At 68.8% G+C, this 25860-nt stretch carries 28 protein-coding genes; 18 read left to right on the top strand and 10 right to left on the bottom strand.

Translation table 11 applies throughout. The annotated features are described in order from the left end of the window. The first annotated feature begins 39 nt into the window (after positions 1-39). Positions 40-672, top strand: a complete 633-nt coding sequence (locus QPR87_RS07525) for a LysE family translocator (RefSeq protein WP_104493173.1) — start codon at positions 40-42, stop codon at positions 670-672. A gap of 4 nt (positions 673-676) precedes the next feature. On the opposite strand, the gene QPR87_RS07520 is transcribed toward QPR87_RS07525, so the two are convergent. From QPR87_RS07520 to QPR87_RS07495, 6 genes are all read right to left on the bottom strand, one after another. Further along, positions 677-1069 (bottom strand): GFA family protein, encoded by a 393-nt coding sequence (locus tag QPR87_RS07520; RefSeq protein ID WP_285048970.1) that lies wholly within the window; start codon positions 1067-1069, stop codon positions 677-679. 35 nt (positions 1070-1104) lie between these two features. Beyond that, positions 1105-1986 (bottom strand): YihY/virulence factor BrkB family protein, encoded by an 882-nt coding sequence (locus QPR87_RS07515; RefSeq protein WP_011749091.1) that lies wholly within the window; start codon positions 1984-1986, stop codon positions 1105-1107. Positions 1987-2058: 72 nt separating this feature from the next. Next, a complete protein-coding gene (gene dnaQ, locus QPR87_RS07510; protein ID WP_011749090.1) occupies positions 2059-2778 on the bottom strand; it encodes a DNA polymerase III subunit epsilon in 720 nt (239 codons plus the stop codon). Continuing rightward, positions 2771-3367, bottom strand: a complete 597-nt coding sequence (gene coaE, locus QPR87_RS07505) for a dephospho-CoA kinase (protein WP_285048967.1) — start codon at positions 3365-3367, stop codon at positions 2771-2773. Before coaE ends, dnaQ begins: the two co-directional genes overlap by 8 nt. Continuing rightward, on the bottom strand, positions 3364-4212 hold the full coding sequence (locus tag QPR87_RS07500; protein WP_230999620.1) for a shikimate dehydrogenase: 849 nt from the start codon (positions 4210-4212) through the stop codon (positions 3364-3366). Before QPR87_RS07500 ends, coaE begins: the two co-directional genes overlap by 4 nt. A gap of 153 nt (positions 4213-4365) precedes the next feature. After that, entirely contained in the window at positions 4366-4812 is a 447-nt protein-coding gene (locus QPR87_RS07495; RefSeq protein ID WP_041530000.1) for an RrF2 family transcriptional regulator, read from the bottom strand. A gap of 153 nt (positions 4813-4965) precedes the next feature. Here QPR87_RS07495 and QPR87_RS07490 point away from each other — a divergent pair, with 153 nt between their 5' ends. From QPR87_RS07490 to QPR87_RS07445, 10 genes are all read left to right on the top strand, one after another. Beyond that, positions 4966-6183: an NAD-dependent epimerase/dehydratase family protein gene (locus QPR87_RS07490; protein WP_285048966.1), complete on the top strand. Its 1218-nt coding sequence runs from the start codon at positions 4966-4968 to the stop codon at positions 6181-6183. Beyond that, positions 6180-7034: a glycosyltransferase gene (locus QPR87_RS07485; RefSeq protein WP_230999619.1), complete on the top strand. Its 855-nt coding sequence runs from the start codon at positions 6180-6182 to the stop codon at positions 7032-7034. The genes QPR87_RS07490 and QPR87_RS07485 overlap by 4 nt, the downstream gene beginning before the upstream one ends. Continuing rightward, the gene (locus QPR87_RS07480; protein WP_285048965.1) at positions 7031-7852 is read left to right on the top strand and encodes an NAD-dependent epimerase/dehydratase family protein; all 822 of its coding nucleotides are present in this window, start codon (positions 7031-7033) and stop codon (positions 7850-7852) included. Before QPR87_RS07485 ends, QPR87_RS07480 begins: the two co-directional genes overlap by 4 nt. A 222-nt stretch (positions 7853-8074) precedes the next feature. Beyond that, complete coding sequence (locus QPR87_RS07475) at positions 8075-8332, top strand: hypothetical protein (protein WP_230999618.1); 258 nt, start codon at positions 8075-8077, stop codon at positions 8330-8332. Positions 8333-8379: 47 nt separating this feature from the next. After that, positions 8380-8832 (top strand): free L-methionine (R)-S-oxide reductase MsrC, encoded by a 453-nt coding sequence (msrC, locus tag QPR87_RS07470; RefSeq protein ID WP_011749082.1) that lies wholly within the window; start codon positions 8380-8382, stop codon positions 8830-8832. Continuing rightward, positions 8810-9205, top strand: coding sequence for a GFA family protein (locus tag QPR87_RS07465; RefSeq protein WP_011749081.1), 396 nt, complete (start codon positions 8810-8812; stop codon positions 9203-9205). Before msrC ends, QPR87_RS07465 begins: the two co-directional genes overlap by 23 nt. A gap of 49 nt (positions 9206-9254) precedes the next feature. Beyond that, positions 9255-9881: a LysE family translocator gene (locus tag QPR87_RS07460; protein ID WP_230999617.1), complete on the top strand. Its 627-nt coding sequence runs from the start codon at positions 9255-9257 to the stop codon at positions 9879-9881. Beyond that, positions 9878-10525: an RluA family pseudouridine synthase gene (locus QPR87_RS07455; protein ID WP_285048964.1), complete on the top strand. Its 648-nt coding sequence runs from the start codon at positions 9878-9880 to the stop codon at positions 10523-10525. The genes QPR87_RS07460 and QPR87_RS07455 overlap by 4 nt, the downstream gene beginning before the upstream one ends. Before the next feature lie 74 nt (positions 10526-10599). Next, positions 10600-11538 carry an MBL fold metallo-hydrolase gene (locus QPR87_RS07450; RefSeq protein ID WP_285048963.1) on the top strand — a complete coding sequence of 313 codons (939 nt, stop codon included), beginning with the start codon at positions 10600-10602 and terminating at the stop codon, positions 11536-11538. Positions 11539-11646: 108 nt separating this feature from the next. Beyond that, positions 11647-12483 (top strand): isocitrate lyase/PEP mutase family protein, encoded by an 837-nt coding sequence (locus QPR87_RS07445; RefSeq protein WP_285048961.1) that lies wholly within the window; start codon positions 11647-11649, stop codon positions 12481-12483. Here the strand turns inward: QPR87_RS07445 and truB are convergent. From truB to rbfA, 3 genes are read right to left on the bottom strand one after another with little or no spacing between them, the layout of a single operon-like run. Then, entirely contained in the window at positions 12480-13376 is an 897-nt protein-coding gene (gene truB / locus QPR87_RS07440; protein ID WP_011749076.1) for a tRNA pseudouridine(55) synthase TruB, read from the bottom strand. The two genes, QPR87_RS07445 and truB, sit on opposite strands and share 4 nt — an antisense overlap. 1 nt (position 13377) lies before the next feature. Next, positions 13378-14133: a phosphodiester glycosidase family protein gene (locus tag QPR87_RS07435; protein ID WP_285048960.1), complete on the bottom strand. Its 756-nt coding sequence runs from the start codon at positions 14131-14133 to the stop codon at positions 13378-13380. Continuing rightward, positions 14123-14539, bottom strand: a complete 417-nt coding sequence (gene rbfA / locus QPR87_RS07430) for a 30S ribosome-binding factor RbfA (protein ID WP_011749074.1) — start codon at positions 14537-14539, stop codon at positions 14123-14125. The genes QPR87_RS07435 and rbfA overlap by 11 nt, the downstream gene beginning before the upstream one ends. 69 nt (positions 14540-14608) lie before the next feature. Between rbfA and dapB the strand changes: the two genes are divergently transcribed. Genes dapB through trxA form a run of 6 tightly spaced genes read left to right on the top strand, consistent with a single transcriptional unit; the run spans position 14609 to position 24223 of the window. Continuing rightward, positions 14609-15415 carry a 4-hydroxy-tetrahydrodipicolinate reductase gene (gene dapB, locus QPR87_RS07425; protein WP_011749073.1) on the top strand — a complete coding sequence of 269 codons (807 nt, stop codon included), beginning with the start codon at positions 14609-14611 and terminating at the stop codon, positions 15413-15415. A gap of 45 nt (positions 15416-15460) precedes the next feature. Further along, positions 15461-16879 carry a tRNA (adenosine(37)-N6)-threonylcarbamoyltransferase complex ATPase subunit type 1 TsaE gene (gene tsaE / locus QPR87_RS07420; protein WP_285048959.1) on the top strand — a complete coding sequence of 473 codons (1419 nt, stop codon included), beginning with the start codon at positions 15461-15463 and terminating at the stop codon, positions 16877-16879. After that, positions 16876-17547: a nucleotidyltransferase family protein gene (locus tag QPR87_RS07415; protein ID WP_285048958.1), complete on the top strand. Its 672-nt coding sequence runs from the start codon at positions 16876-16878 to the stop codon at positions 17545-17547. The genes tsaE and QPR87_RS07415 overlap by 4 nt, the downstream gene beginning before the upstream one ends. After that, positions 17540-20482, top strand: a complete 2943-nt coding sequence (addB, locus tag QPR87_RS07410) for a double-strand break repair protein AddB (RefSeq protein WP_285048956.1) — start codon at positions 17540-17542, stop codon at positions 20480-20482. Before QPR87_RS07415 ends, addB begins: the two co-directional genes overlap by 8 nt. Beyond that, positions 20472-23846: a double-strand break repair helicase AddA gene (gene addA / locus QPR87_RS07405; protein WP_285048955.1), complete on the top strand. Its 3375-nt coding sequence runs from the start codon at positions 20472-20474 to the stop codon at positions 23844-23846. Before addB ends, addA begins: the two co-directional genes overlap by 11 nt. Positions 23847-23899: 53 nt before the next feature. Next, positions 23900-24223, top strand: coding sequence for a thioredoxin (trxA, locus tag QPR87_RS07400; protein WP_011749068.1), 324 nt, complete (start codon positions 23900-23902; stop codon positions 24221-24223). Between the two features lie 3 nt (positions 24224-24226). Here trxA and QPR87_RS07395 read toward each other — a convergent pair whose 3' ends face one another. After that, on the bottom strand, positions 24227-25147 hold the full coding sequence (locus tag QPR87_RS07395) for a hypothetical protein (protein ID WP_285048953.1): 921 nt from the start codon (positions 25145-25147) through the stop codon (positions 24227-24229). A gap of 103 nt (positions 25148-25250) precedes the next feature. Between QPR87_RS07395 and hslV the strand changes: the two genes are divergently transcribed. Beyond that, positions 25251-25805, top strand: coding sequence for an ATP-dependent protease subunit HslV (hslV, locus tag QPR87_RS07390; RefSeq protein ID WP_011749066.1), 555 nt, complete (start codon positions 25251-25253; stop codon positions 25803-25805). Positions 25806-25860 lie beyond the last annotated feature (55 nt).

Raw genomic sequence — 25860 nt, 5'->3', positions numbered from 1 at the left:
CGGCGGCGGCGGTGCCCGCCCTTCGGCAAGGAAACCGCGATGCCCGATCCTGTGAACCTGCTGGCCTTTGCCGCCATCTCGCTGGGGATGGTGCTGACTCCCGGCCCCAACATGATCTACCTGATCTCGCGATCCATCTGCCAAGGCCCCCTTGCCGGGCTGATCTCTCTGGGCGGGGTCGCGCTGGGGTTCGTGTTCTACATGCTCTGCGCGGCGTTCGGCATCACGGCCTTCGTCATGGCCGTGCCTTATGCCTATGACGCCTTGCGGCTCGCGGGGGCCGCCTATCTGCTTTACCTGGCCTGGCAGGCCGTCAGGCCGGGCGGACGCTCGGCCTTTCAGGTCCGCGACCTGCCCAGGGACAGCGCGCGCAGGCTTTTCGCCATGGGTTTCGTGACCAATCTGCTGAACCCCAAGATCGCGGTCATGTATCTGTCCTTGCTGCCGCAATTCGTGACGCCGGGCCAGGGCAGCATTCTGGCGCAATCGCTGGCGCTGGGGGCGACCCAGATCGCCGTCAGCGTCACCGTGAACGCGATCATCGCCCTTGCGGCGGGCAGCATCGCGGCCTTCCTGACCGGGCGCCCGCTTTGGATGGTCGTCCAGCGCTGGCTGATGGGAACGGTTCTGGCGGGGCTTGCGCTGCGGATGATGGCCGAGACCCGCCGCTGACCCCTTATTCCTCGGAGTGGCCCGTGGCGGCCCGATCCCGTTCGTATCGTCTGGCGAGCGGAAACGGCGGCAGCCAGGATTCGCGACGGATGGTCCATAGCTCATAGGTCGGCACCAACCGATCCGGGGCATCCAGCGAGCCCAGGTTCACCTCGATCTCGTCCCCGCTGCGCGCAAAGACGGACGATCCGCAGCGGGGACAGAAGAACCGCCCGGCATAATCGCGGGTTTCGCCCTGGATCGTCACCGCGTCCTGCGGAAACACCGCCGAGGCGTGAAAAAGCGCCCCGTGATGCTTGCGGCAGTCGAGACAATGGCACAGGCCGACCCGCCAGGGGTGCCCGGATGCAACGATTCGAACCTTGCCGCACAGGCAGCCGCCGGTGAAACGGTCCATGCCGCGCCTCCTTCAAGATCGGGCTGGCAGGCCGATCACGATGCCTTGCCCGCGTCCTGCTTTCGCGCTGCCTGCCGCATCTTCTTTGCGGCGATGAAGCGGCGGCGGCGGGACAGTTCCACGTTGATCAGCGCCCCCAGCATGACCGTGAAGCCGCCCAGATAGAACCACATCAAGAGCGCGATCACCGCGCCGATCGAGCCATAGATGCGGTTGTAGCTGTTGAAGCTGGCCAGATAGGCCGAGAAGCCATAGGACGCCGCCGCCCAGGCCAGCGCCGCGAAGACCGAGCCCCAGGTGAAGATCGCGGTGCGCGGCGTCTTCACGTTGGGGCCATAGCGGTAGAGGATGCCGATCACCACCAGCACGATGAAAAAGATCGCCATCCACGGCAGGGCGCCGATCAGCCAGTTGCGCAAGGGCACGTCGGGCAGGAAGTTGAAGGCGATGGGCACCACGACGATGGTGACCAGCCCCAGCGCGATCACCAGCACGATGACCAGCGTCAGCACATAGGCCAGCAGGAACCCCATGACCGTGGAATGCGAGCGCACGCCATAGGCCGCGTTCAACCCCCGGATCAGCCCGTCCACCCCGGCACGGGCCGAGACGGTGGCGATAAGGAAGGAAATCGCCGTGGTCCAGCCCAGTTGCGTGCGTCCGGCCGCCACCAGGGCGCTGATCTGGCCATAGATGATGTCGGCGGCGCTTTGCGGGATGAAGCCGTCCGTGGCGTGGACGTATTGCTCGATCACCTGCGGGTCGTTCCACAACCCCCATAGCGCAAACAGCGCGGCAAGCCCGGGAAACACCGCGAACATGGCATAGAATGCCACCCCGGCGGCGATCAGGCTCATGTGGATCTTGTCCATCCGTTCAAAGATCGCCAGGACGAACTGCCACCAATCCCTGATCAAGATCCCGTCCTCTTTGCTTTGCCTGCCGGTCCTGCAGGGGAAACCCGCTTCCCCGTCGCAAGGGTTCCGGCCCTATTCGTGGTTCGCGTCCCCATAGCGCAGCCAGACCGCTTTTTCGCCCATTTTCGCGACGAAGGCGGCATGGGCCTCGGCCTCGGCCTCGGTGATGCGGGGTGCAAGCGGACGCGGCCTTTGACCACGCGGCGTCCCGCCCTCGGCCTGCGCTCCCGTGCCGGTGCCGCCGTGCATCGGGCCGCTTTCCAGCACCAGCCCCGGCTGGCGTCCGCCCCGCAACGCCAGATAGACCTCGGCCAGCAATTCGCTGTCCAGAAGCGCGCCGTGCAGCGTGCGGTTCGAGTTGTCGATGCGGAAGCGCCGGCACAGCGCGTCCAGCGAGTTCTGCGCGCCGGGGAACATGCTGCGGGCGATTTCCAGCGTATCGACCGCGCGGGAATAGGGCATCGTCGCATGCCCGACCATGCGCAGCTCGGCGTTCAGGAACTTCATGTCGAAGCTGGCATTGTGGATCACCAGCTTTGCATCATCGCCGATAAAGGCGACGAAATCCGCCGCGATCTCGGCGAATTTGGGCTTGTCGCGCAGGAAGTCGTCGCCAAGCCCGTGCACCTCGAATGCCTCCTGCGGCATCGGGCGCTCGGGGTTGATGTAGACGTGGAAGGTGCGCCCGGTGGGCAGATGGTTCATCAGTTCGACCGCGCCGATTTCGACGATGCGGTCGCCAGTGTCGGGGTCGAAGCCGGTGGTCTCGGTGTCGAGGACGATCTCACGCATGGGGGCGTTTTGCCATGATCCGGGCACAGATGTCCATGATCGCCGCCCGCGCGCCCGTGAGCGTATCCGATGGGATCACCCAGTCCGCCCGCTTGCGCTTTTCGGCATCCGGCATCTGTCGCGACAGGATCATGCGGAAATTCTCTTCGGTCATGCCGGGGCGGGCCAGCACCCGTGCGCGCTGCACCTCGGGCGGGGCAGAAACCACGGCGACCCCGTCCATCTGGCGCTCCGATCCGCCCTCGAAAAGCAGGGGGATGTCCAGCACCACGATGGGCGCCGCCTCGTGCGCGGCGATGAAGGCGGTGCGATCCTCGGCCACCAGCGGATGCACGATGGCCTCAAGCCTTGCAAAGCCCGTGGGATCGGCGGCAAGCGCCTCGCGCAGCGCGGCGCGGTCGATGCCGCCGTCCTTCAGCACGCCGGGAAAGGCCGCGGCCACCGGAGCGACCGCCGCGCCGCCCGGTGCATAAAGCCGATGCACTGCCGCATCCGCGTCCCAGACCGGATGGCCAAGGTCGCTGAACATCTGCGCGGCGGTGGACTTGCCCATGCCGATGCCGCCGGTCAGGCCCAGAAGGTAGCTCATGCCAGCACGGCCCGGCGCAAGTCGTCATCGACCTCGGGGCGCTGGCCGAACCAGCGCTCGAACCCCGGCGCGGCCTGGTGCAGCAGCATCCCCAGCCCGTCCACGACCTCGCAGCCGCGCGCCTGCGCCTCGGCCAGAAAGGGCGTCATCAGCGGCGTATAGACCAGATCGGTGACCAGCGTGCCCGGCGCCAGCGCCTCCAGAGGCACGCGCAGCGGCGGCTTGCCCTCCATGCCCATCGAGGTGGCGTTGACCACGGTCATCGCGCCTTCCAGCATGTTGCCGGCCTGCGCCCAGTCATAGACCACGACCTTGGCGCCGAACTCGGCCCGGATCTGTTCGGCCCGGATGCGGGTGCGGTTGGCGATGCGCAACTCGGGCACCCCGCTTTCCAGAAGCGAGGCGACCACGGCCCGCGCCGCGCCCCCCGCCCCGATCACCGCCGCCGGCCCCAGGTCGGGGATCCAGTCCGGCGCATGCTGGCGGATATTGGCGATGAAGCCGTAGCCGTCGGTATTGTCGGCATGGATCTTGCCGTCGGCGCGAAAGATCAGCGTGTTCGCCGCCCCGATCAGCGCGGCGCGGTCGGTGACCACGTCGGCCAGCGCCAGGACGCTTTCCTTGTGCGGGATGGTGACGTTGGCGCCGACGAAGCCCATATGCGGCATGGCGCGCAGCACCTCGGCCAGATGCTCGGGCATCACCGGCAGCGACACGTAATGCCCGGCGATGCCATAGCGTTCCAGCCAGTGGCCATGCAGCCGGGGCGAGCGGGAATGCGCGACGGGCCAGCCGATGACCCCGGCAAGGGGGGCGTGTTTCGGGGTGGGCAGAGTGTCAACCATGGCAGACCTGCAGTGCTTTCCGAAGGGGCGGAGCCCCGGCATCGGGATGGATCGAACGTCGCGTCACAACTGCAACCCGGCCGCCCCGGGGTCAAGCCGCATCGCCTGTCACGGGCGGCGCCATGGCAGGAATGCAACCCTGGGGGTGCAAGCTCAGACCGCGCTCATCTCGGGCAGGCCACCCTCGGCCACCAGATCCTCCAGCGTCAGGGATTCGATCAGCAGCAGATAGGACCAGAACACCTGGCCGAACATGCGGCGCAGCCGGCAGGTGGCCTCGTCGGTGCAATCCTCGCAGCGTTGATAGGACCGGCGCGACAGGCAGGGCAGCGGCGCAATCGGCCCGTCGACCTGGCGCAGAAGCTCGCCGATGGAAATCTCCTTCGGCCGCTTGATCAGCACATAGCCGCCCGCCCGGCCCCGGCGCGAGCCGACATAGCCGGCATTGCGCAGCTCCAGCATGATATGTTCCAGAAAACGCTTGGGCGCGCCGGATCGCTGCGCGATCTCCTCGATCGTCAGGGCATTGCCGCCGGCGGCGACCTCGTCTGCCAGGGCCATCAGTGCCTTGATGGCATATTTCGTCTTCTGCGAGATCATAAAGGGAATCCTTAGTGTTCGCCGGCCCATCATGCAATGTTTTCGGCAAGAATTTGCAAGTGGCGCGGGGCCGACAAGGAACCTTCTTCCGAACGTCATCGTTCTGGCACATTGTCCGCGCATCCCTGCCGGGCAATAGCAAGGAGTCAGATGATGCGCATCGCAGTCCTCGGGGGCGACGGATTTGTCGGCTGGCCGACCGCCCTGCACCTCTCCGATCTGGGCCATGAGGTCCATATCGTGGACAATCTGTCGCGGCGCTGGATCGATACCGAACTGGGCGTGCAATCGCTGACGCCGATGGATTCCATTCAGGAGCGTTGCCGGATCTGGCATCAGCAGACGGGGCGCAGGATCCATTTCCACCTGCTGAACCTGGCCACGGAATACGAGCGGCTGAAATCCTGGCTGGCCGAGCATCGCCCCGATGCGGTGATCCATTTCGCCGAGCAGCGCGCCGCGCCCTATTCGATGAAGACCGACCGCCACAAGGTCTATACCGTGGGCAACAACATCAATGCGACGCATAACCTGCTGGCGGCGCTGGTCGAAACCGGCATCGACGCGCATCTGGTGCATCTGGGCACCATGGGGGTCTATGGCTATTCCACCGTCGGCGCGCCGATCCCCGAGGGCTATCTGGACGTGTCGATCAACACGCCTGCCGGCCCGCGCGCGCAGCAGATCCTGTATCCGACCCGGCCCGGCTCGGTCTATCACATGACCAAGAGCCTCGATCAGATCCTGTTCCAGTTCTATGCCCAGAACGACGGGCTGCGCATCACCGACCTGCATCAGGGCATCGTCTGGGGCACCCATACCGACCAGACCCGCCGCCACGAGCAGTTGATCAACCGCTTCGACTATGACGGCGACTATGGCACGGTGCTGAACCGTTTCCTGATCCAGGCCGCCATCGGCTATCCGCTGACCGTGCACGGCACCGGCGGCCAGACCCGCGCCTTCATCCACCTCCAGGATTCGGTGCGCTGCATCGAACTGGCGCTGAAGGATGCGCCGCAAGCGGGCGAGCCGGTGCGCATCTTCAACCAGATGACCGAGACGCATCGCGTCCGCGACCTTGCCGATCTGGTCGCCCGCATGACCGGGGCCGAGGTCGCCTATCTGCCGAACCCGCGCAAGGAGGCCGACGAGAACGAGTTGGTGGTCAAGAACGACCAGTTCCTTGCGCTGGGCCTCAAGCCGATCACCCTGGCCGAAGGATTGCTGTCCGAGGTGGTCGAGGTGGCCCGGAAATACGCCCACCGCATCGACCGCTCGCGCGTGCCGGCCGTCTCGGCCTGGACCAAGGACATCGCCCGGCGCGTCGAGCACGACCCCGAGGGCAAGAGGCTGCGTTCGGTATCGTGACCCCCGAAGGCATTCACCCGGCAGGCAAGGCGCGGTCGGACCGCGCCTTTGTCACCCTGGCGACCAATCCCGACTATGCGACCGGGGCGGCGGCGCTGTTCCGCTCGCTGCGCCGCACCGGGACGACGGCCGATCTGGTCCTGCTTTATACCGACCTGCCCCAGGCGACGGTGGACGGGCTGCGCATGCTGGACGTGCGCGCGGTGCGGGTGGACCTGCTGCCGACATCGGACGGCTTCAACGCCTTGCATGCCCGCGACCGGCTGCACGGCGCCGCGCCCTTTACCAAGGGCGAAAAGCCGCCCTTCCACACGCCGCTGGACAATTTCGCCAAGCTGCGGCTGTGGCAGCTGGACTATGACCGGGTGGTGTTCATCGACGCCGATGCGCTGGTCTTGCAGAACATCGACCGGCTGTTCGACTATCCCGAGTTTTCCGCCGCGCCGAACGTCTATGAAAGTCTGGCGGATTTCCACCGCCTGAACTCGGGCGTCTTTACCGCGCGCCCCTCGCAGGCGACGTATCGGGCGATGCTGGCCCGTCTGGACCAGCCTGGCCAGTTCTGGCGCCGCACCGACCAGACTTTTCTGGAAAGCCATTTCCCGAATTGGCACGGGCTGCCGGTCTTTGACAACATGCTGCAATATGTCTGGCTGAACCTGCCGCAGCTATGGCGCTGGCAGGATATCCGCGTGCTGCATTACCAGTATGAAAAGCCCTGGCAGGATCATGCCAAGGTCGAGCAGCTGCGCCCGCTGGTCGAGCTGTGGCTGGCCCATGCCGGCGATGGGCCGGTGCCGGACCCGCGCGACCTGCCGCCCCCGCCCGGCAGCGTATCCGGTGCGGCATGAGGATCGCGCTGACCGGCGCCTCGGGCCTCGTCGGGCGCTGGATCCACCGCGCCGCGGTGCAGGCGGGCCATCAGGTCACGACCCTGCCCGGTTGGCGCCTGGGCGGCGTGCCCGGCCTGACCGGATGCGACGCCTTGATCCATGCCGCCTTCCAGCACGCCCCCGGCCGCTATCGCGGCGGCGAGGGTGCGGACCCCGAGGGCTTCATCCGCGCCAATCTCGATGGCTCGCTCATGCTGTTCCGGGCGGCGCGGGACCAGGGCGTCGGGCGGGTGATCTTTCTGTCCTCGCGCGCCGTGCATGACGGCCACCCCGAGGGCATGGCACTGCCGGACGAGCTTTCGCCCCTGCCGACAAGCCTTTACGGCCGGGTCAAGGCCGATGCCGAGGCGGCGCTGGCTGCCATGTCGGGACCCGGCTTCCTGACCGCCAGCCTGCGCCCGACCGGCGTCTATGGCCCGGGCCTGCCGCAGAAATGGGCCGGGCTGATCGGCGATTTCCTGCACGGCATCACCCCCGCCCCCCGCGTCGCGACCGAGCTGCATGGCGCCGACCTGGCCCAAGCCGTGCTGCTGGTGCTGGCCGATCCGGCCATGGCGGGCAGCTACAACGCCAGCGATCTGGTGCTGGACCGCAGCGACCTGCTGGCCGAGGTCGCCCGCCTGACCGACTGCGCGACGCCCCTGCCCGCGCCCGCCGATGCCGGGGCGCTGCGCCGCCCCCTCTGCGCCAGGTTGCAGGCGCTGGGCTGGCGACCCGGCGGCATGGCGCGGCTGCGCCGGGATCTGCCGGAGATACTGGGCGATCTGCAACCATAGGCAGAGATACGCCGACCCGGACCCGCTTGCGGTGTGGAGATCTTCCTTTGCGCAATCGTTCAGGTATTTGTTCGTTTTGTCCTTTTATGACGAGCCTCCCTGATGCGTATCCTTTCGATTTTTTGCGGTTTGTCCTTTGCGGTGATGGCAGGCTATTTTCTGGCCTTCGCGACCCTATCCATGCCCGCCACTGCACCCATGCCGGCAACCGATTCCCTGCCGTTGGACCGTTCCTTCGGACCAATATGCTGGGTGGCGCTGGGGCTGGCACTGCTGAGCGGCGGGCTCGCCTGCCTTTCGCGCTGCGAGGGCTGGGCGGCGCTGGCCATCGGCTGCGGCATCTTCGTGCTCTGCCATCTGGCCATGCTGGCCGGGCTGGGCGGAACCGGGGTGCCGGCGCTGTTGTGCCTGATCGCGGCGGGTTTTGCACTGGTGCCGCTGGTGCATACGCCAAGCAGCTATTGGCGCGTCGCGGGCTGAAGACGGCGCGGGGTGACAGCCCGGCAAGCCGCCGCTAATCTGGCGCCATGCCCGATTACGACGATCTTGCCGCCCGCATCCAGGCCCTGACCCATGACGAGACCGACGAGGTCGCGCTGATGGCGACGCTCGCCTGCGAGATCCACCACTCGGACGAGCGATTCGACTGGACCGGATTCTATCGCGTCACCGCGCCCGAGCTGCTGAAGATCGGTCCCTATCAGGGCGGCCATGGCTGCCTGGTGATCCCGTTTTCGCGCGGGGTCTGCGGCGCGGCGGCGCGGACGCGGCAGGTCCAGCTGGTGCCGGATGTCGACGCCTTTCCCGGCCATATCGCCTGCGCCAGTTCGACCCGCTCGGAACTGGTGATCCCGGTGATCGGCGGGGGCGAGCGGCTGATCGGCGTGCTGGATATCGACAGCGATCAACCCGACGCTTTCACGCGGGACGATGCCGACCGCCTGCAGGAGATCCTGGATGCCACATTCGGACGCGACTGAATTCACCGGCCATTGCCTTTGCGGCGCCATCCGGTTTCGCGGCACCTATGACGCGACCAACGACCTCAAGGCCTGCCATTGCGGCCAGTGCCGGCGCTGGTCGGGGCATTACTGGGCCGCCATCCTGCCGAAATCGCTGGAGATCCAGGGGCAGCCGAAATGGTATCGCGCCTCGGACATCGCCCGGCGCGGCTTTTGCCCGGAATGCGGCAGCTCGCTGTTCTGGCAGCGCGACGGCTCGGACATCATCGACGTGGCGGCGGGCGCCATCGACAGCCCGACGGGGCTGCGCCTGCTGGGCCATATCTTCGTCGCCGACAAGGGCGACTATTACGAGATCGCCGACGGGTTGCCGCAAGATCCGCGCGAATAGTTGACGCCGCGCGCCGCCCGTCCTAGGCGGCAGGAAAAGGGGGCGCGCGATGATCTGGGACACCTTGGCGAATTTTCCGCTGCAGCAGTTGCTGGCCTTCATGGCCGGGGCATTGGTGCTGAACCTGGCGCCGGGGCAGGACGTGTTCTTCGCCAGCGCCTGCGGCATCCAGAACGGCCCGCGCGCCGGGGCCTTGGCCGGCTTCGGCGTCGGGCTGGGCGTGATCTGCCATGTGGCGATGGCGACCGTGGGCCTTGGTGCGCTGGTGGCCGCCCATCCCGGCGCGCTGGTTGCGATCAAATATGCCGGCGCGGCCTATCTGCTGTTCCTGGCCTGGAAAAGCTGGAACGCGGGCGAGGTCGATCCCCGCGCCCGCGCCGCCAGCCGGCCCTGGAACATCATCCGGCGCGGGGCGCTGTCGAACCTGCTGAACCCCAAGCCGGTGCTGTTCCTGCTGGCTTTCCTGCCGCAATTCACCAAGCCGGAATATGGCCCGATCTGGCAGCAGATCCTGGGGCTGGGGCTGATGTTCACCCTGTCCGGCACGCTGGTCACCATGGGTTACGGGGTGGTCGGCGGGTTGGCCGGCCATGTGATCGGCAAGCGGCTGGGCATCGTGAACCGCATCGCGGCGGTGATGTTCGCGGGCCTTGCCCTGCGGCTGGTCTGGAAATGAGCTTTCTCTACCAGCCGACGGCCGAACAGCCGCGCGTGATCCATGCCGATCACGAGATCCTGGTGGTCGAAAAGCCGGCTGGGCTGCTTTCCGTTCCCGGCCGGGGCGAGGATCGCGCCGATTGCCTGATCGAGCGGCTGCGCGGCGCCTTTCCGACCGTGCTGCTGGTGCATCGGCTGGACATGGACACATCGGGCGTGATGGTCTTTGGCCTGACCCCGCATGCGCAGCGCCACCTGTCCAGGCAGTTCGAGGATCGGCGGACGAAAAAGACCTATGTCGCGCGGCTCTGGGGCCGGCTGGAGCCGAAAACCGGCATGGTGGACCTGCCGCTGATCGTGGACTGGCCGAACCGTCCGCGACAAAAGGTCGATCATGCCGAGGGCCGGCCGGCGCAGACGGAATGGCGGGTGGTCAAGGCGACGGATGCCGAGACGCGGGTGCGGCTGATGCCCATCACCGGCCGCAGCCATCAGTTGCGCGTGCATATGGCCCAGCTTGGCTATCCGATCCTGGGCGATCCGCTTTATGCGGCCGGTGCGGCGGCGGATTTTCCGCGGCTGATGCTGCATGCCGAAAGCCTGCGCTTCAAGCATCCCGAAACCGGGGTGATGCAAAGCTTTACCGCGCCCGCGCCCTTCTAGCCGGTCACGCAGGTTTCATGCCGGAACCCGCCGCCCTCGCGTAAGGTTGCAGAAGAACCAAGCAGGAGGGAGAGATGTTCAGGACCGATATCAGCCGCCGCCAAGCCATGCTCATCGGCGGCGCGCTGCCCATGGCTCTGGTGCTGCCCGCGCATGCCCAGACCGCCCCCGCCCAGCCGGCGGGCGAGGCGCCCGCCTTTCTCGGCCGCGCCAACACGATCCAGCTGGGCGGCTTCGAGGTGACGACGTTGTTCGGTGGCGGGAGCATGAGCGACAACCCGATCGAGACCTTCGGCCTCAATGTCGATCCGGCCGAGTTCGAAAGCCTCAGCGCCGAGAATTTCATCCCCGCCGACCGCAGCGGCGGCTCCTATACGATGACGCTGGTGCGCACGCCCGATGCGCTGGTGTTGTTCGACACCGGCATGGTCCCGGCCAACAACGCCGCCTCGATGGCGCAGGCCGGGGTCAAGCCCGAGGACGTGACCCATGTCGTGCTGACCCATATGCACGGCGACCATATCGGCGGGCTGATGGATGGCGAGGCTCCGGCCTTTCCCAATGCCGAGCTGATCCTGCCCCGCCCCGAGAACGACTATTGGGCGGCCAATCCCAGCGAGGCCTATACCGCCAAGGTGGTGCCGCTGCTGGACAAGGCGCGGCAGATCGAGGGGACCGAGGAAATCCTGCCCGGCATCAAGGCCGAGCAGGCCCACGGCCACACGCCCGGCCACACCACCTATCTGCTGGAAAGCGACGGGCAGCGGCTGCTGATCACCGGCGACAGCTTCAACCACTATGTCTATTCGGTGCAGCGCCCGGCCTGGCATGTGCGCTTCGACGTGGACAAGGAACAGGGCGCGGCCACGCGCCAGGCGGTTCTGGCCCGGCTGGCCGAGGAAAAGATCCCCTTCATCGGCTATCACATGCCCTTCCCGGGCTTGGGCTTCATCGCCCCGAACGGCGAGGGTTCCTGGCGCTTCGTGCCCGCGACCTATCAGTTCGCCGGCTGACGGCCTTCGCGCCACGGCAGGCCCGTGGCGCGGCAGGGTCGAGAAAATCGTTCACAATTTGTTCCGGCCTGCTAGGGTGGCATCAAGAGTCCTTGCAGGAGAGGCGCGATGCCGGATCAACAGGCCAAGTTCGAGAAACTGAAGGCGTTGCACCAGACGGAGGGCGCCTTTGTCATGCCCAATCCCTGGGATGCGGGTTCGGCCCGGCTGCTGGCCAGCCTGGGGTTTCAGGCGCTGGCGACCACCAGCGCCGGCTATGCCTTTTCCAAGGGCAAGCTGGATTCCATCGCCGACCTTCAGCGCGACGAGATCCTGGTCAACGCAGCCGAGATCGTCGGCGCGACCGACCTGCCGGTCTCGGCCGATCTTCAGGACGGCTTCGGCGCCGCGCCGGAAACCTGCGCCGAAACCATCCGGCTGGCCTGCCGGGTGGGGTTGGTCGGCGGCTCGATCGAGGATGCGACGGGGGACGCCGGCGATCCGATCCACGACCTGTCCCTTGCGGTCGAGCGCGTCCAGGCGGCGGCAGAGGCGGCGCGGGGCCTGCCTTTCCTGCTGACCGCACGGGCCGAGAACTTTCTTTGGGACCGGCCCGATCTGGATGACACGATCAGGCGGCTGCAAGCCTTTTCCGCTGCCGGGGCGGATGTGCTCTATGCGCCGGGATTGCCGGATATCCAGGCGATCCGCACCGTCTGCGCCGCCGTGGACAAGCCCGTCAACGTGGTCATGGGACTGGCGGGTCCGACCTGGTCGGTTGCCGAACTGGCGCAGGCCGGGGTGCGGCGGATCAGCGTCGGCGGCTCTTTCGCGCGGGCGGCCCTCGGCGCGCTGATGCGCGCCGCCGAAGAGGTGAAAACGGCCGGCACCTTCACCTATGTCGCCCAGGCGCTGCCCGGCGCCACGGTCGCCCGTATCATGGCGCCCGGCGGCGAGGGGGTCTAGCCCAGGTTGAACACGCGCGAGGGCTGCACCTCGCCGCCCATGTAGCGACCGATGCACAGCGCGCGACCGTTGCGGCTGACCCAGACTTCCTCGCCGAATTCGGCATGGCCCAGCACCTGGCCGGGATTGCCGTTCAGGATGCGGGTGGCGCCGATCTCGGTCGCCTGCATCTCGGGCAGGTCGGCCAGCGCGGCTTGCAGGGGCAGCAGCGCCGCCTCGATCTCGGCCTGGTTGGCACGGTCGATGCGGTCGAAGGCAAAGCCGTCCCCGGCCTCGAAGGGCCCCGACCAGATGCGGCGCAGTTGCGCGACGTGGCCAAGGCAGCCCAGCTTGCGGCCAAGGTCGCGGGCGATGCTGCGCACATAGCCGCCCTTGCCGCAGACCATGCGCAGCTCGGCGCTGTCGCGGGCCGCGCCCAGCAGCTCCAGCGATTCCACCCAAAGCGGACGGGCGGCAAGCTCGACCACCTCGCCCTCTCGCGCGAGGTCATAGGCCCGCGCGCCATCGACGCGCACGGCCGAGACGGCGGGGGGAACCTGCATGATCTCGCCGGTGAATTCCGGCAGGGCGGCGCGGATCGCCGCCTCGTCCGGGCGCGCGTCGCTGGTTTTCACCACCCCGCCCGAGGCATCGTCGGTCGAGGTCTCGGCGCCCCAGCTTACCGTGAAGTCATAGGCTTTCAGCGCGTCGGTCAGGATCGGCACGGTCTTGGTCGCCTCTCCCAGCGCCACGGCCAGCACGCCGGTCGCATCCGGGTCCAGCGTCCCGGCATGCCCGGCCTTCTTCGCGTCCAGTGCCCAGCGGACCTTGCCGACCACGTCGGTCGAGCCGATACCGGCCGGCTTGTCCACGATCAGCCAACCGTGGATCTCGCGTCCCTTTTTTCGCGCCATTCTAGTTCTGTCCTACATATCCGATGATCGGCCCCAGCCGCCGCCCGAAATCGGCGCGGCCCAGGCCCGGGGCGTATAGCCGCGAAATCGAGCCGTCGAAATACAGCGCATCCCGCGCCCCCAGCCCGTCCCGGAACAGCCGGCCGAACTGGTGAAAGGTCACCGCCCGGTCCGAGATGGCGAACCATGCCGTCTGTCCGTCGGGCGAGACGCCGACGCCGTTCCTGATATAGCGGCTGTCGCTGTCCACCAGGAAACGCGGGTGCAGCGCGCCGTCGATGACCAGCATCGGCCCCGATTGCGTGGCGAGGCGGCAATCCGGGGCGGCCTTGGCAAAGGCGCGGCTTTCGATCACCTGATAGGGTCGCGCGCCGCCGGCGCAAAAGACGCCGTTCGGCAACATGCCGAAATTGCCCCCGCCGCCGGCAGTGACCAGGTCGTGCTGGCTGACGCCGTCGCTGACGTAAAGCCCGACCGGGGAGAAATCCGGGTGATACATGCCGGCATTCATGGCGAAACCCAGGCTTTCGCCTTGGGCCAGGGTGCGGCGGACGGCGGTGAAATCGCCGAGCGTCCGGCCATCCGGGCCGTTCAGCCACAGCCGCAGGCCCGGCTCCTGCCCCGCCGTCAGCGTGCAGATCACATAGCCCTGCCCGTCGAAGTCGCGCTTTTCGCAGATCCCGGCCAGGGCGGGCAGGGTCATGGCGATCAGCGCGCCAAAGGCCAGGCCCAGCCGGCGCTTGAGATCAATCTTCATCGTCTTCCGGGTGCGATTCGACGTCGCGCCGCACCCGGTCTTCGGACAAGAGGCGGCGGGTGTCGTCCATGCGATCGAAGGTCTCGTCCAGCACGAATCGCAGCTGCGGCGCGTATTTCAGCGTCATCGCCTTGGCGACCAGATGGCGCAGCTCGCCCGCGTTGCGGCGCAAGGCGGCCAGCGCCTCTTCGGCATCATGCCCGCCCAGGGGCAGCACATAGGCCGTCGCGACCTTGAGGTCGGGCGAGGTCCGCACCTCTCCGACCGTGATCGAATGCCGGTTCAGCTCGGGGTCGTGGACATCCCCCCGCAGGAGGACGTCGGAAAGCGTGCGGCGGATCAGCTCGCCCACGCGAAGCTGACGCTGCGAGGGGCCGGTGCCGGAATGAAAGCGGTTCTGTGCCATGCGCGCAGATGTAGGGGGTCGCGGCCCGCGCCGCAACGGGATAGACATGCCGGAAACGGGGGATCGAGCATGGAAAAACCGGGAATCGTCATTACGGGTGCGTCGGGCCGCATGGGGCAGATGCTGGCGCGCACCGTTCTGGGGTCGGATCAGGCCCGTCTCGTCGGTGCAATCGAGCGCGAGGGCAACCCCTGGGTCGGCCGCGACCTGGGCGAGGCGATGGGGGGACCGGTGCTGGGAATCACGGTCACCGACGATCCGGTCGAGGCGATCGCCAAGGCGCAGGCGGTGATCGACTTCACCGCCCCGGCGGCGACGGTGGCCTTCGCGGAACTGACCGCGCAGGCCCGCGCCGTGCATGTGATCGGCACCACGGGGTTCGAGCCGGCCGACCTGGACAAGCTGAAGGCCGCCGCCCGCCACGCCCCGATCATCCGCGCCGGCAACATGAGCCTGGGCGTCAATCTGCTGGTCGGGCTGACCCGCAAGGTCGCCGCCGCGCTCGGTGAGGACTGGGACATCGAGGTGGTCGAGGCGCATCACAGCCGCAAGGTCGATGCGCCCTCGGGCACCGCGCTGATGCTGGGCGAGGCCGCCGCCGAGGGGCGGGGCCACGGCCTGGACGATCTGCGCACCCCGGCGCGCGAAGGCATCACCGGCGCCCGCGCGCCCGGCAGCATCGGGTTTTCCGCCATCCGCGGCGGCGACATCGTGGGCGAGCATGACGTGATCTTCGCCACGGCGGGCGAGCGTGTGATCCTGCGCCATGTCGCCACAGATCGCGCCATCTTTGCCCGCGGTGCGCTGCGGGCGGCGCTTTGGGGGCAGGACAAGGGGCCGGGCGAATACGACATGGCGGATGTTCTGGGGCTTTGACAGACCCGCATCTCGCATTAGGCTTCCCGCATTAGGTTTTCCGTGATGACCCTGCTTGCGACGCTTGACGATGCCGATGCCGACCTGACCGCCTGCCTGGCGCGGGTGATGGCGGCTGTCCTGAAGCCCGGCGACGTGGTGGCGTTGCAGGGGCCGGTCGGTGCGGGCAAGACGCATTTCGCCCGCGCCTTCATCCGAGCCCGGCAGGGCGAGGCGGCCGAAGAGGTGCCCAGCCCCACCTTTACCCTGGTCCAGACCTATGCCGACCCGCTGGGGACCGAGATCTGGCACGCCGACCTTTACCGCCTGACCCATCCCGAGGAACTGGCCGAACTGGGCCTTGACGAGGCCATGCGCGAAGCCGTCGTGCTGGTCGAATGGCCCGAGCATGGCAGCCCGCTGGAGGGCGCGCTGACCATCGGGCTGGAGCCGATGGCGGATGCGCCCGACCTGCGCCGCATCACGCTGGCGGGCTCCGAGCCGCATTGGGGCCTGATGACCCGCCTGCCCGCCATCGCCAAGCTGATCCATCGCGCCGGGTGGTCTGGGGCGCGGCTAAGGCCGCTGGCGGGCGATGCCTCGTCGCGGCGCTATTTCCGGCTGGTCGAGGATGACGGGCGCAGCGCCGTCCTGATGGATGCCTCGCCCGGCGTGACCGCGCCCTATGTCGCCATGACGCAATGGCTGAGGGCGCTGGACCTGCATGCGCCCGAGATCCTGGCCACCGACCAGGCGCAGGGGCTGCTGCTGATCGAGGATCTGGGCGACGATCTGGTGGCTCGCGTGCTGGAATCGCGGCCCGAGCTTGCGCCGCGCATCTATGACCGCATGACCGACCTGCTGGTGCAGTTGCACGGCCGCGAGCCGCCGGATTTCGTGCCGCGCCTCGATGGGCCGGAACTCGCGCATCAGGTCGGGCTTTTCGCCGAATACTACCCCCCTGCCGTCGGTGCGCCCGGCAAGGGCGCCGAGGTCGCCGCGGTGATCGAGCGGCTGCATGCGGAACTGGCCGCCGACCTGCCCCCGGTGCTGGGCCTGCGCGATTTCCATGCCGAGAATGTCGTCTGGCGGGACGAGGCGCCGCTGGGCCTTCTGGACTTTCAGGACGCGGTGGCGGTGCATCCGGCCTATGACCTGGTCTCGGCGCTGCAAGATGCGCGCCGCGACGTCGCCCCCGAGATCGAGGCGGCGCAGGTCGCCCGCTATATCGCCGCGACCGGGGTGGACGAGGCGCGTTTTCGCGCCGCCTATGCGCTGCTGGGGGCGCAGCGCAACCTGCGCATCATGGGCATCTTTACCCGGCTGGCGCAGCGCGAGGGCAAGCGGCGCTATCTGGCGATGATGCCGCGTGTCTGGGCGGCGATCCGGCGCGACCTGGCCCATCCGGCGCTGGCCCCGCTGGCCGCCGCGCTCGAAGGCATCCCCGCCCCCACGCCCGAGGCGATCGAGGGCATCGCCGGATGAGCCTGCCGATGATGATCTTTGCCGCGGGCAAGGGCACCCGCATGGCGCCGCTGACCGATGCGGTGCCGAAACCGTTGATCCCGGTCGGCGGCCAGACGCTTCTGGACCGCGCGCTGGCGCTGGGGCGGCAGGCGGGCGTCGGTCGGGTGGCGCTGAACATCCATCATCTGGGACACCAGATCCGCGATCACGTCGCAGGTCGGGACATTGCCGTTTCCGACGAATCCGACCTGCTGCTGGAGACGGGGGGCGGCTTGCGCAAGGCGCTGCCGCTGCTTGGCCCCGGCCCTGTGGTCACGATGAACCCGGATGTGATCTGGACCGGGCCGAACCCGATCTGCGCGCTGCTGGACGGCTGGCGCGAGGACATGGACGCGCTCTTGATGCTGGTGCCGCTGGGCCGGACGCATGGCCGGCAGGGCGGCGGCGATTTCAGCCTTGGCCCCACAGGCAGGCTGATCCGCAAGGGCGATCTGGTCTATGGCGGAGCGCAGATCATCCGGCCCGACCGGCTGGCCGAGATCCCCGAACCGGCGTTCTCGCTCAACCGGCTCTGGGATCTGATGATCGCCGAGGGCCGGGCTTACGGCCTGATCCACCCCGGCGCATGGTGCGATGTCGGTCGCCCCGACTGCATCCCGCTGGCCGAGGCGCTGCTCGATGCCTGACTGGCAGAACGGCGTCTTTGCCCTGCCTTGCGGCGCCGATTTCCCTGGTGCCTTTGCCGAGGGGCTGATCCGGCGCATGCGTCACCGCCCGCCGCAAGAGATGGCGCGGGTCACGGTCTATGCCAATTCCGGCCAGTCGCTGATGGCGCTGCGCCAGGCGCTGCTCCAGCGCGGGCCGCTGCTCTTGCCCCGGCTGCGGCTGATCGCCGATCTGGGCGGCGGTGCGGCCACCACGCCCCTGGCGCGCCGACTGGAACTGGGCCGGCTGATCGACGCAGCGCTGCGCGCCCAGCCGGATCTGGCTCAGGGGCAATCGGTGCCGGAACTGGCTGCCTCGCTGGCTGGGCTGATGGCCGAGATGCAGCTGGAGGGGCTGGACGCGCAGGCGCTGGACCGCATCGACGCCAGCGAACACGCCCAGCATTGGGGACGGGCGCTGGCGTTCCTCAAGATCGCCGCCGGCTACTACCTGTCCGACCCGCCCCAGGATCGCGAGGCCCGGCAGCGCGCCGCGGCCGAGGCGCTGGCCGCAGCCTGGGCGCGGGGCGAGATGCTGCCGCAGGGCCCGGTGGTCGTCGCCGGCTCGACCGGCTCGCATGGCGCGACGCGGGACTTCATGCGCGCCGTCGCCCGGCTGCCGATGGGCGCGGTGGTGCTGCCGGGTTTCGATGCGGACCTGCCGCAGGGGGTCTGGGACGGGCTCGACCAACGCTCCGAGGATCACCCGCAGGCGCGCTATGCGCCGTTGGTGGCCGAGTTCGGCGCACCGGCGGAATGGCTGGCAGACACCGCCCCCGACCCGGCACGCAACCGACTGATTTCGCTGGCGCTTCGCCCGGCCCCGGTCACCGACCAGTGGATCGAGGAAGGCCCGCGCCTTGGTCCGCTGGCCCCCGCGACCGAACGCCTGACCCTGATCGAGGCCGAGCAGCCCGGCGAAGAGGCCGAGGCCGTCGCGCTGATCATCCGCGAGGCGGTCGAGCGCGGCCAGCCGGTGACGCTGATCGCCGCCGACCGCATGCTGACCCGCCGTGTGCAATCGGCGCTGGATCGCTGGGGCATCATTCCCGACGATTCCGCCGGCCAGCCCTTGCCGCTGACCGCGCCCGGCCTGTTCCTGCGCCATGTCGCCGACCTTTTCGGCGCCGAGATGATGCTGGACGCGCTGCTGGTGCTGCTCAAGCATCCGGTCACCGCCACCGGCCTTGGCTCCGACTACCGGCGCGAGCACAACCGCCATACCCGCGATCTGGAGCTGCATTTGCGCCGCAACGGCCCGGCCTTTCCCGACGGCGCGGCCTTGCGGGAATGGGCGGACCGGGGCGACGCCTCCAGCAAGCCCTGGGCGCTGTGGCTGGCCGGGCTGCTGGACCGCATCGTGCCGCTGGCTCAGGACCGTGCCCCGCGCCCGCTGGCTGATCGGTTGCGCGATCTGCGGGCCTTGGCCGAGGATCTGGCAGCCGGCCCGGGCGGCGATGCCGGTGCGTCCGAATTGTGGGCCAAGGCCTCGGGCGGCTTGGCGCGTTCGGTGCTGGACCATCTTGCCGCCCATGCGCATCTGGGCCACGACCTGCGGCCGGGTGAGTTCTGCGACCTGCTTTACGACGAATTGCAGGGCCAGGCGGTGCGGCAGGACGTGGCCGCGCATCCGCTGGTGCGGTTTCGCGGCCCGCGCGAGGCGCGCACCGAAGCCGTGGGTAAGGCCGCCGGGCTGGTGATCCTGTCGGGGTTGAACGAGGGCGGCTGGCCGCAGGCGCTGCCGCCCGATCCGTGGCTGTCGCGCCCGATGCGGCTGGCGGCGGGACTGACCCTGCCCGAGCGCCGGGTGGGCCTTGCCGCGCATGACTTCCAGCAGGCCGTCGGCGCAGGCGCGGTGGTGCTGACCCGCGCCCGCCGCGATGCCGAGGCCGAGACCATCCCCTCGCGCTGGCTGAACCGGCTGGTGAACCTGCTGGGCGGGTTGCCGGACCAGCAGGGGCCGCAGGCGCTGGCCGAGATGCGCCGGCGCGGCCGATACTGGCTGGACCTGGCTGAATTGCAGGCCCGGCCGCGGATACGCCTGGCGCCGGCGCCGCGCCCCTCGCCCATCCCGCCGCCGCCCGCGCTGCGCGAGCTGTCGGTGACCGAGGTCAGGACGCTGATCCGCGACCCCTATGCCGTCTATGCCCGCCGGGTGCTGGGCCTGCGCGCGCTGGACCCGCTGCGCCCCGAGCCGGATGCGGCCGAGCGCGGCAACGTGCTGCACCATATCATGGACCGTTTCCTGCGGGGGCTTCCCGACCTGCCCGAGACGCCGCAGGCGATGAAGGCGCGGCTGCTTGCCATTACCGACGATGTGCTGGAGGCCGAGGTGCCCTGGCCCTCGGCGCGGCTGTTCTGGCGGGCGCGCATCGCCGGCATCGCCGACCGGCTGATGGCGGACGAGGCCGAAAGGCTGTCCCGCGGCACGCCCACCGTGGTCGAGGAATATGGCGAGCAGGGCATTCCCGGCCTGGATTTCCGGCTGATCGCCCGGCCCGACCGGCTGGACCGGCTGCATGACGGCCAGGTGCATGTCTATGACTACAAGTCCGGCAAGCCGCCGACCGACAAGCAGATCGCGCATTTCGACAAGCAGTTGCCGCTGGAGGCCGCCATGGTCCGGCACGGTGCCTTCAGGACGCTGGGACCGGCCGAGGTCGAGGGCATCAGCTATATCCAGCTTGGGGGCGAGGGCAGGACCGAACCCCGCGAATTCTCCGCCGGCTTCGCCGAGGAGACCTGGGCCGGTTTCGTCACCCTGATTCGCCGCTATCTGGGCGGCGAGCGCGGCTTTACCGCGCGGCTGGCCATGGAGCGCAGCGATCACGCCAGCGATTACGACCACCTGTCGCGGCATGGCGAATGGGACACGACCGAAACCCCGCAACCGCAAAGGTTCGGCGATGATGGATGAGGCCACCCTTGCGCAGGTGCGGGCGGCTGACCCGCATCGCTCGACCTGGCTGACGGCCAATGCCGGCTCGGGCAAGACGCGGGTGCTGACCGACCGGGTGGCGCGGCTGCTTCTGGCCGGGACGGCGCCCGAGCGCATCCTGTGCCTGACCTATACCAAGGCGGCGGCGAGCGAGATGCAGAACCGCCTGCTGGCGCGGCTGGGCCGATGGGCCATGCTGCCCGAGGCGGAACTGCGCGCCGAACTGGCGCGGCTGGGCGAGGCGGGCGGCCCCGACCTGCCCGCCGCGCGCCGGCTTTTCGCCCGCGCCATCGAGACGCCGGGCGGGCTGAAGGTCCAGACCATCCACAGCTTCTGCGCCGGGGTCTTGCGCCGCTTTCCGATCGAGGCCGGCGTGCCGCATGGCTTTACCGAGCTTGACGACCGCAGCGCCGCCCTGATCCGCGCCGAGATCATCGAGGAAATGGCCCGCGACCATGCGCCCGAGTTGCAGGACCTGCTGGCGCTGCATTCGGGCGAGAGGCTCGACGCCTTCCTCGCCGGTCTGCGCGGGTTCGAGGCCCCTGCGGACCGGGACGCGCTTTGGGCGGCCTGCGGGCTGGCGCCGGGCGAGGATATGCAGTCGCTCTTGGCGGAATGCTTTGCCGATGGCGCTACGGTGATCGCCGCGCTGGTCCCGCATCTGCTGAAAAGCGGCGCGAACGACCAGAAGGCGGCGGCGAAGCTTGCGCCCGGCAATTGGGTGCAGCCTGGGCCGGCGGAACTGGCGATCCTGGAATCCGTGCTGCTGACCGGGGCAAGCGCCAAGGAACCCTTTACCGCGAAATACGACAGCTTCCCCACCAAGGCGCTGCGCAACGGTCCTTGCGCGGAACTGCTGGACGACCTCGCCATCCTGATGGAGCGGGTCGAGGCCGCCCGCCCGCGTCGCATCGCACTGGCCCATGCCGAACGGACGCTGGCGCTGCATCGCTTCGGCCATGCCTTCCTGAACCGCTATCGCGCGCAGAAGGCGGCGCATGGCCGGCTGGATTTCGACGACCTGATCGACCGCACCGCGCGGCTTCTGTCGGAAAACAGCATGGCGCAATGGGTGCTGTTCCGCCTGGACGGCGGCATCGACCATATCCTGGTCGACGAGGCGCAGGACACCAGCCCCGCGCAATGGCAGGTGATCGAGCGGTTGACCGACGAGTTCACCTCGGGCCAGGGCGCGCGCGACCAGACCCGCAGCCTGTTCGTGGTGGGCGACCCGAAACAGTCGATCTACAGCTTCCAGGGCGCCGACATCGCGGTTTTCGAGGCTCGCCGGACCGGCTTTGCGCAAGCCTTCGACGCTGTGCAAGAGCCGATGCAGGTGCTGGAGCTGCGGCATTCCTTCCGCAGCTCGACCGCGATCCTTGCGCTGGTCGATCAGGTCTTTGCCGGCGATGCGGCGCGCGGCCTGGGCGATCCGCCGCAGCATCGCGCCTTTCGCACCGACATGCCGGGCCGCGTGGACCTGTGGCCGGCGATCCCCAAGCCCGAAAAGCCCGAGCCGGGCGATTGGACCGACCCGGTGGACCTGCCGGCCGAGAACTCCGAGACGGTGCAACTGGCCCGCGCCGTCGCCCGCGCCGTCGGCGAGATGCTGGGCCAGCCGATCTTCGACGCCAAGACCGGCAGGCTACGCCGCATCCGCGCCGGCGACGTGCTGATCCTGGTCCAGCGCCGCTCGGAACTGTTCGCCGAGATCATCGCCGCGCTGAAAGCCGCGAACCTGCCCGTCGCCGGCGCCGACCGGCTGAAGCTGGCCGGAGAGATGGCGGTGCAGGACATCCGCGCCCTGCTGTCGGTGCTGGCCACGCCCGAGGACGACCTGTCGCTGGCCGCCTGCCTGCGCTCGCCGCTGTTCGACCTGTCCGAGGAGGAGCTTTACCGGCTTGCTGCCGGGCGCAAGCGCGGCCAATACCTGTGGCGGCGTCTGCGCGAGTCGCATCATCGCCATGCGGTCGAAGTGCTGTCCGACCTTATGGGCCAGACCGGCTTCATGCGCCCTTATGACCTGATCCAGCGCCTGCTGATCCGGCATGGCGGGCGCGAGCGTCTGGTCGCCCGGCTTGGCCCCGAGGCGCAGGACGGCATCGACGAGCTGCTGTCGCAGGCGCTGAGCTATGAAAGCTCGGAAACGCCCTCGCTGACCGGCTTCCTGGTCTGGCTGACCGGCGACGATGTCGAGGTGCGCCGCCAGCCGGGCTCGGCCGGGGATGGCGAGGGGCTGATCCGGGTGATGACCGTGCATGGCTCGAAGGGCCTGGAAAGCCCCATCGTCATCATGCCCGACGCGGCCAAGCGCAAACCCCCGCGCGAGGCGCCGGTGCTGCCCGGCCCGGACGGGCTGTCCCTGTGGCGCGGCAGGAAGGGCGAACGGCCCGATCCGGTCGAGGAACGGGCCGCCCAGCAGACCGAGCGGCAGTTGCAGGAACGCAAGCGGCTGCTCTATGTCGGCCTGACCCGTGCCGAAAGCTGGCTGATCGTCGCCGCGGCGGGCGAAACCGGCGCGGACGAGGACAGCTGGCACGCCATGGTCGAGGCCGGCATGGGCCGCGCCGATTTGACCGAGACGCGCCTGCCCGCCCCATGGGGTGGCGAGATCCGACGGCTGTCCTTTGGCGACTGGCCTGAAACCGCGCCGGATGCGGTGCTGGCGGAAAGACCCCTGCCGGCCGAGCCGGACTGGCTGCGCGCCCCGCCGCCGCCCGCGCCCGGGAAGGTCCGACCCGTCGCTGCGACGGCCTTGGGCGGTGCCAAGGTGATCGGTGCGGCGGGCGAGGGCGATGCCGAGGCGGCGATGCTGTTCGGCACCAGGCTGCATCTGCTGCTGGAGCATCTGCCGGGCCGCGACCCTGCGGATTGGCCCGAACTGGCCCGCGACGTGCTGGCCGATGCCGAGGGCGGCCTGCCCGGCCCCGACGAACTGGCCGCGCTGCTGACCGAGGCCCGCGCGGTGATCGAGGCGCCGGATCTGGCACAGGTCTTTGCGCTCTCCGACACGGCCGAGGTGCTGGCCGAGGTGGCGCTGGCTGCGCCCGTTCCGGGCATCGGCACCATGACGGGGGCGGTGGACCGGCTGGTGGTGGAACCGGGGCGGATCCTGGCGGTGGACTACAAGTCGAACCGCGAGGTGCCGGATACACCCGACGCGGTGCCGCTGGGCATCCTGCGGCAGATGGCGGCCTATCGCGCGGCGCTGCGGCTGATCTGGCCGGCCATCCAGGTCGAGGTCGCGGTGCTGTGGACGGCCTCGCGCAGCCTGATGGCGCTGCCCGACGACCTGCTGGATCGGGTGATGGCGGGCCTTGACCCCAACCGCCCCGGTGCCTAGCTGTTGACGCATATGCCCCGCCGGTGCCAGCCGGCACATCGCAGGAGAGCCCCATGGCCAACACCCAAGCCGTATCAGACGCCGAATTCGACAGCGAAGTCCGTCAGTCCCCGACCCCGGTCGTGGTCGATTTCTGGGCCGAATGGTGCGGGCCCTGCCGCCAGATCGGTCCCTCGCTGGAAGAACTGGCCGCCGAATACGAGGGCCGCGTCAAGATCGTGAAGGTCAATGTGGACGAGAACCCCGAAAGCCCCGCCGCGCTTGGCGTGCGTGGCATTCCGGCGCTGTTCCTGTTCAAGGACGGCCAGGTCGTGTCGAACAAGATCGGCGCCGCCCCCAAGGCCGCGCTGAAGGCCTGGATCGACGAATCCATCTGATCCCTAGGTGCCGGGGGCGGTGCCGATCGGCCAGCCGCCCCGGCGCATCGCCGCCAGGATCCGCGCCCCCGCATCGGGCCGCGTGGCGTTGATGGCGTTCTGCTGAAGAAACCAGAACAGGTAGCGGTCGAAATCCGGCGCATGGCTTTCCGCCTGCGCCAGCGCTTCCCGTGCGCCCAGATCGGCGACGTTCAGGCCGATGTGGTGAAAGTCGATCTGCCCGAACAGCACCGCGGGCTTGCCCAGCAGGTAGCCGTCGAAGGCCACCGCGCTGTTTTGCGTCGCGACAAAGGCGCAGTCGCGGATCAGCCGCGCGGTGTCGCCGCCGATCCGCAGGTTAGGGTAAAGGGTCGCCAGCCGGGCCAGCGCGGCATGGTCGGCGTCGTCGTAGCTTTCCCTTGGGTGCAGCGTGGCGATGGTGGGCCGGCCGGTGGCGGCGACCGCTTCCAGCATTTCGATCGGGCTCATGGTCTGGAACGAGCGGCAGCGGCGGATATGGCCTTGCAGCGGCACCAGGACCGTATCGCCGCGCCGGGGCGGCGGGCCGGGCAGCACGCGGTCGTGCAGCCGCTGGGCAAAGGCGCGCGCGGCCTGCGAGTCGACCGTGCCGGGATCGTAGCGGCTTTGCGCCACGGCAAAGCGCCAGCGTTGCTGCACCGGCTCGATCTGCCAGAACGGATAGTGATAGGCGCGGCGAAAGGTCAGCGCGCGGTCATGCGTCGGCGCCTCCATGTGAAACAGCGCATATCCGTCCCGCAAGGGCGCGGCCATGCGGGCCATGGCGCCGGTCTGGTGCCATTCGATGCGCCAGCCCGCGCCCTCCACCGCCTGGCGCAGTACGTTCATGAAGTTGAAGCTGCCGGCGCGCGCGGTTTCCAGCATCGAGCCTTCCAGATAGACGCGCAGGACGGGGGCATGGGTCATGGCCGGCAAGCTAGCGGGTGGCGCGGCGTGGCGGAAGGGGGCGGGTTGCGAAAGCGCGGCCCGGCCCATATCTGACGCGGCAGGGCTGAGATCGGAGAGAAGCATGTCCGAAGACAAATTTCCCGGCTGGCACGGCACCACCATCCTGGCCGTTCGGCGGGCCGGCCGCGTGGTCGTCGCCGGGGACGGCCAGGTCAGCGTCGGCCAGACGGTGATGAAGGGCACGGCGCGCAAGGTGCGCCGGCTGAACCCCGGCGGACATGAGGTGGTGGTGGGCTTTGCCGGCTCGACCGCCGATGCCTTCACCCTGCTGGAGCGGCTGGAGAAGAAGCTGGAGGCGGCGCCCGGCCAGCTGGCGCGGGCCTGCGTCGACCTGGCCAAGGACTGGCGCATGGACAAGTATCTGCGCAACCTGGAGGCCATGCTGATCGTCACCGACGGGCGCGACATCTTCGTGGTGACGGGGGCCGGCGACGTGCTGGAGCCCGAGCATGACGTGGCCGCCATCGGCTCGGGCGGGAATTTCGCGCTGGCCGCGGCGCGCGGGCTGATGGAGAGCGACCTGGATGCCGAGGCCGTGGCGCGCAAGGCCATGGCGATCGCGGCGGATATCTGCGTCTATACCAACGGGAACCTGACCGTCGAGGTTCTGGGGTAGTCAGGGGGCTCCGCCCCCCGCCCTTGCAGGGCGTCCCCCGGGGTATTTGGAAAAC

Source organism: Paracoccus sp. SSJ (assembly GCF_030234105.1).
GTDB lineage: Bacteria > Pseudomonadota > Alphaproteobacteria > Rhodobacterales > Rhodobacteraceae > Paracoccus > Paracoccus denitrificans.
The sequence above is the reverse complement of the archived record's forward strand: the minus strand, read 5'-3'. Positions and strand labels throughout refer to the sequence as shown.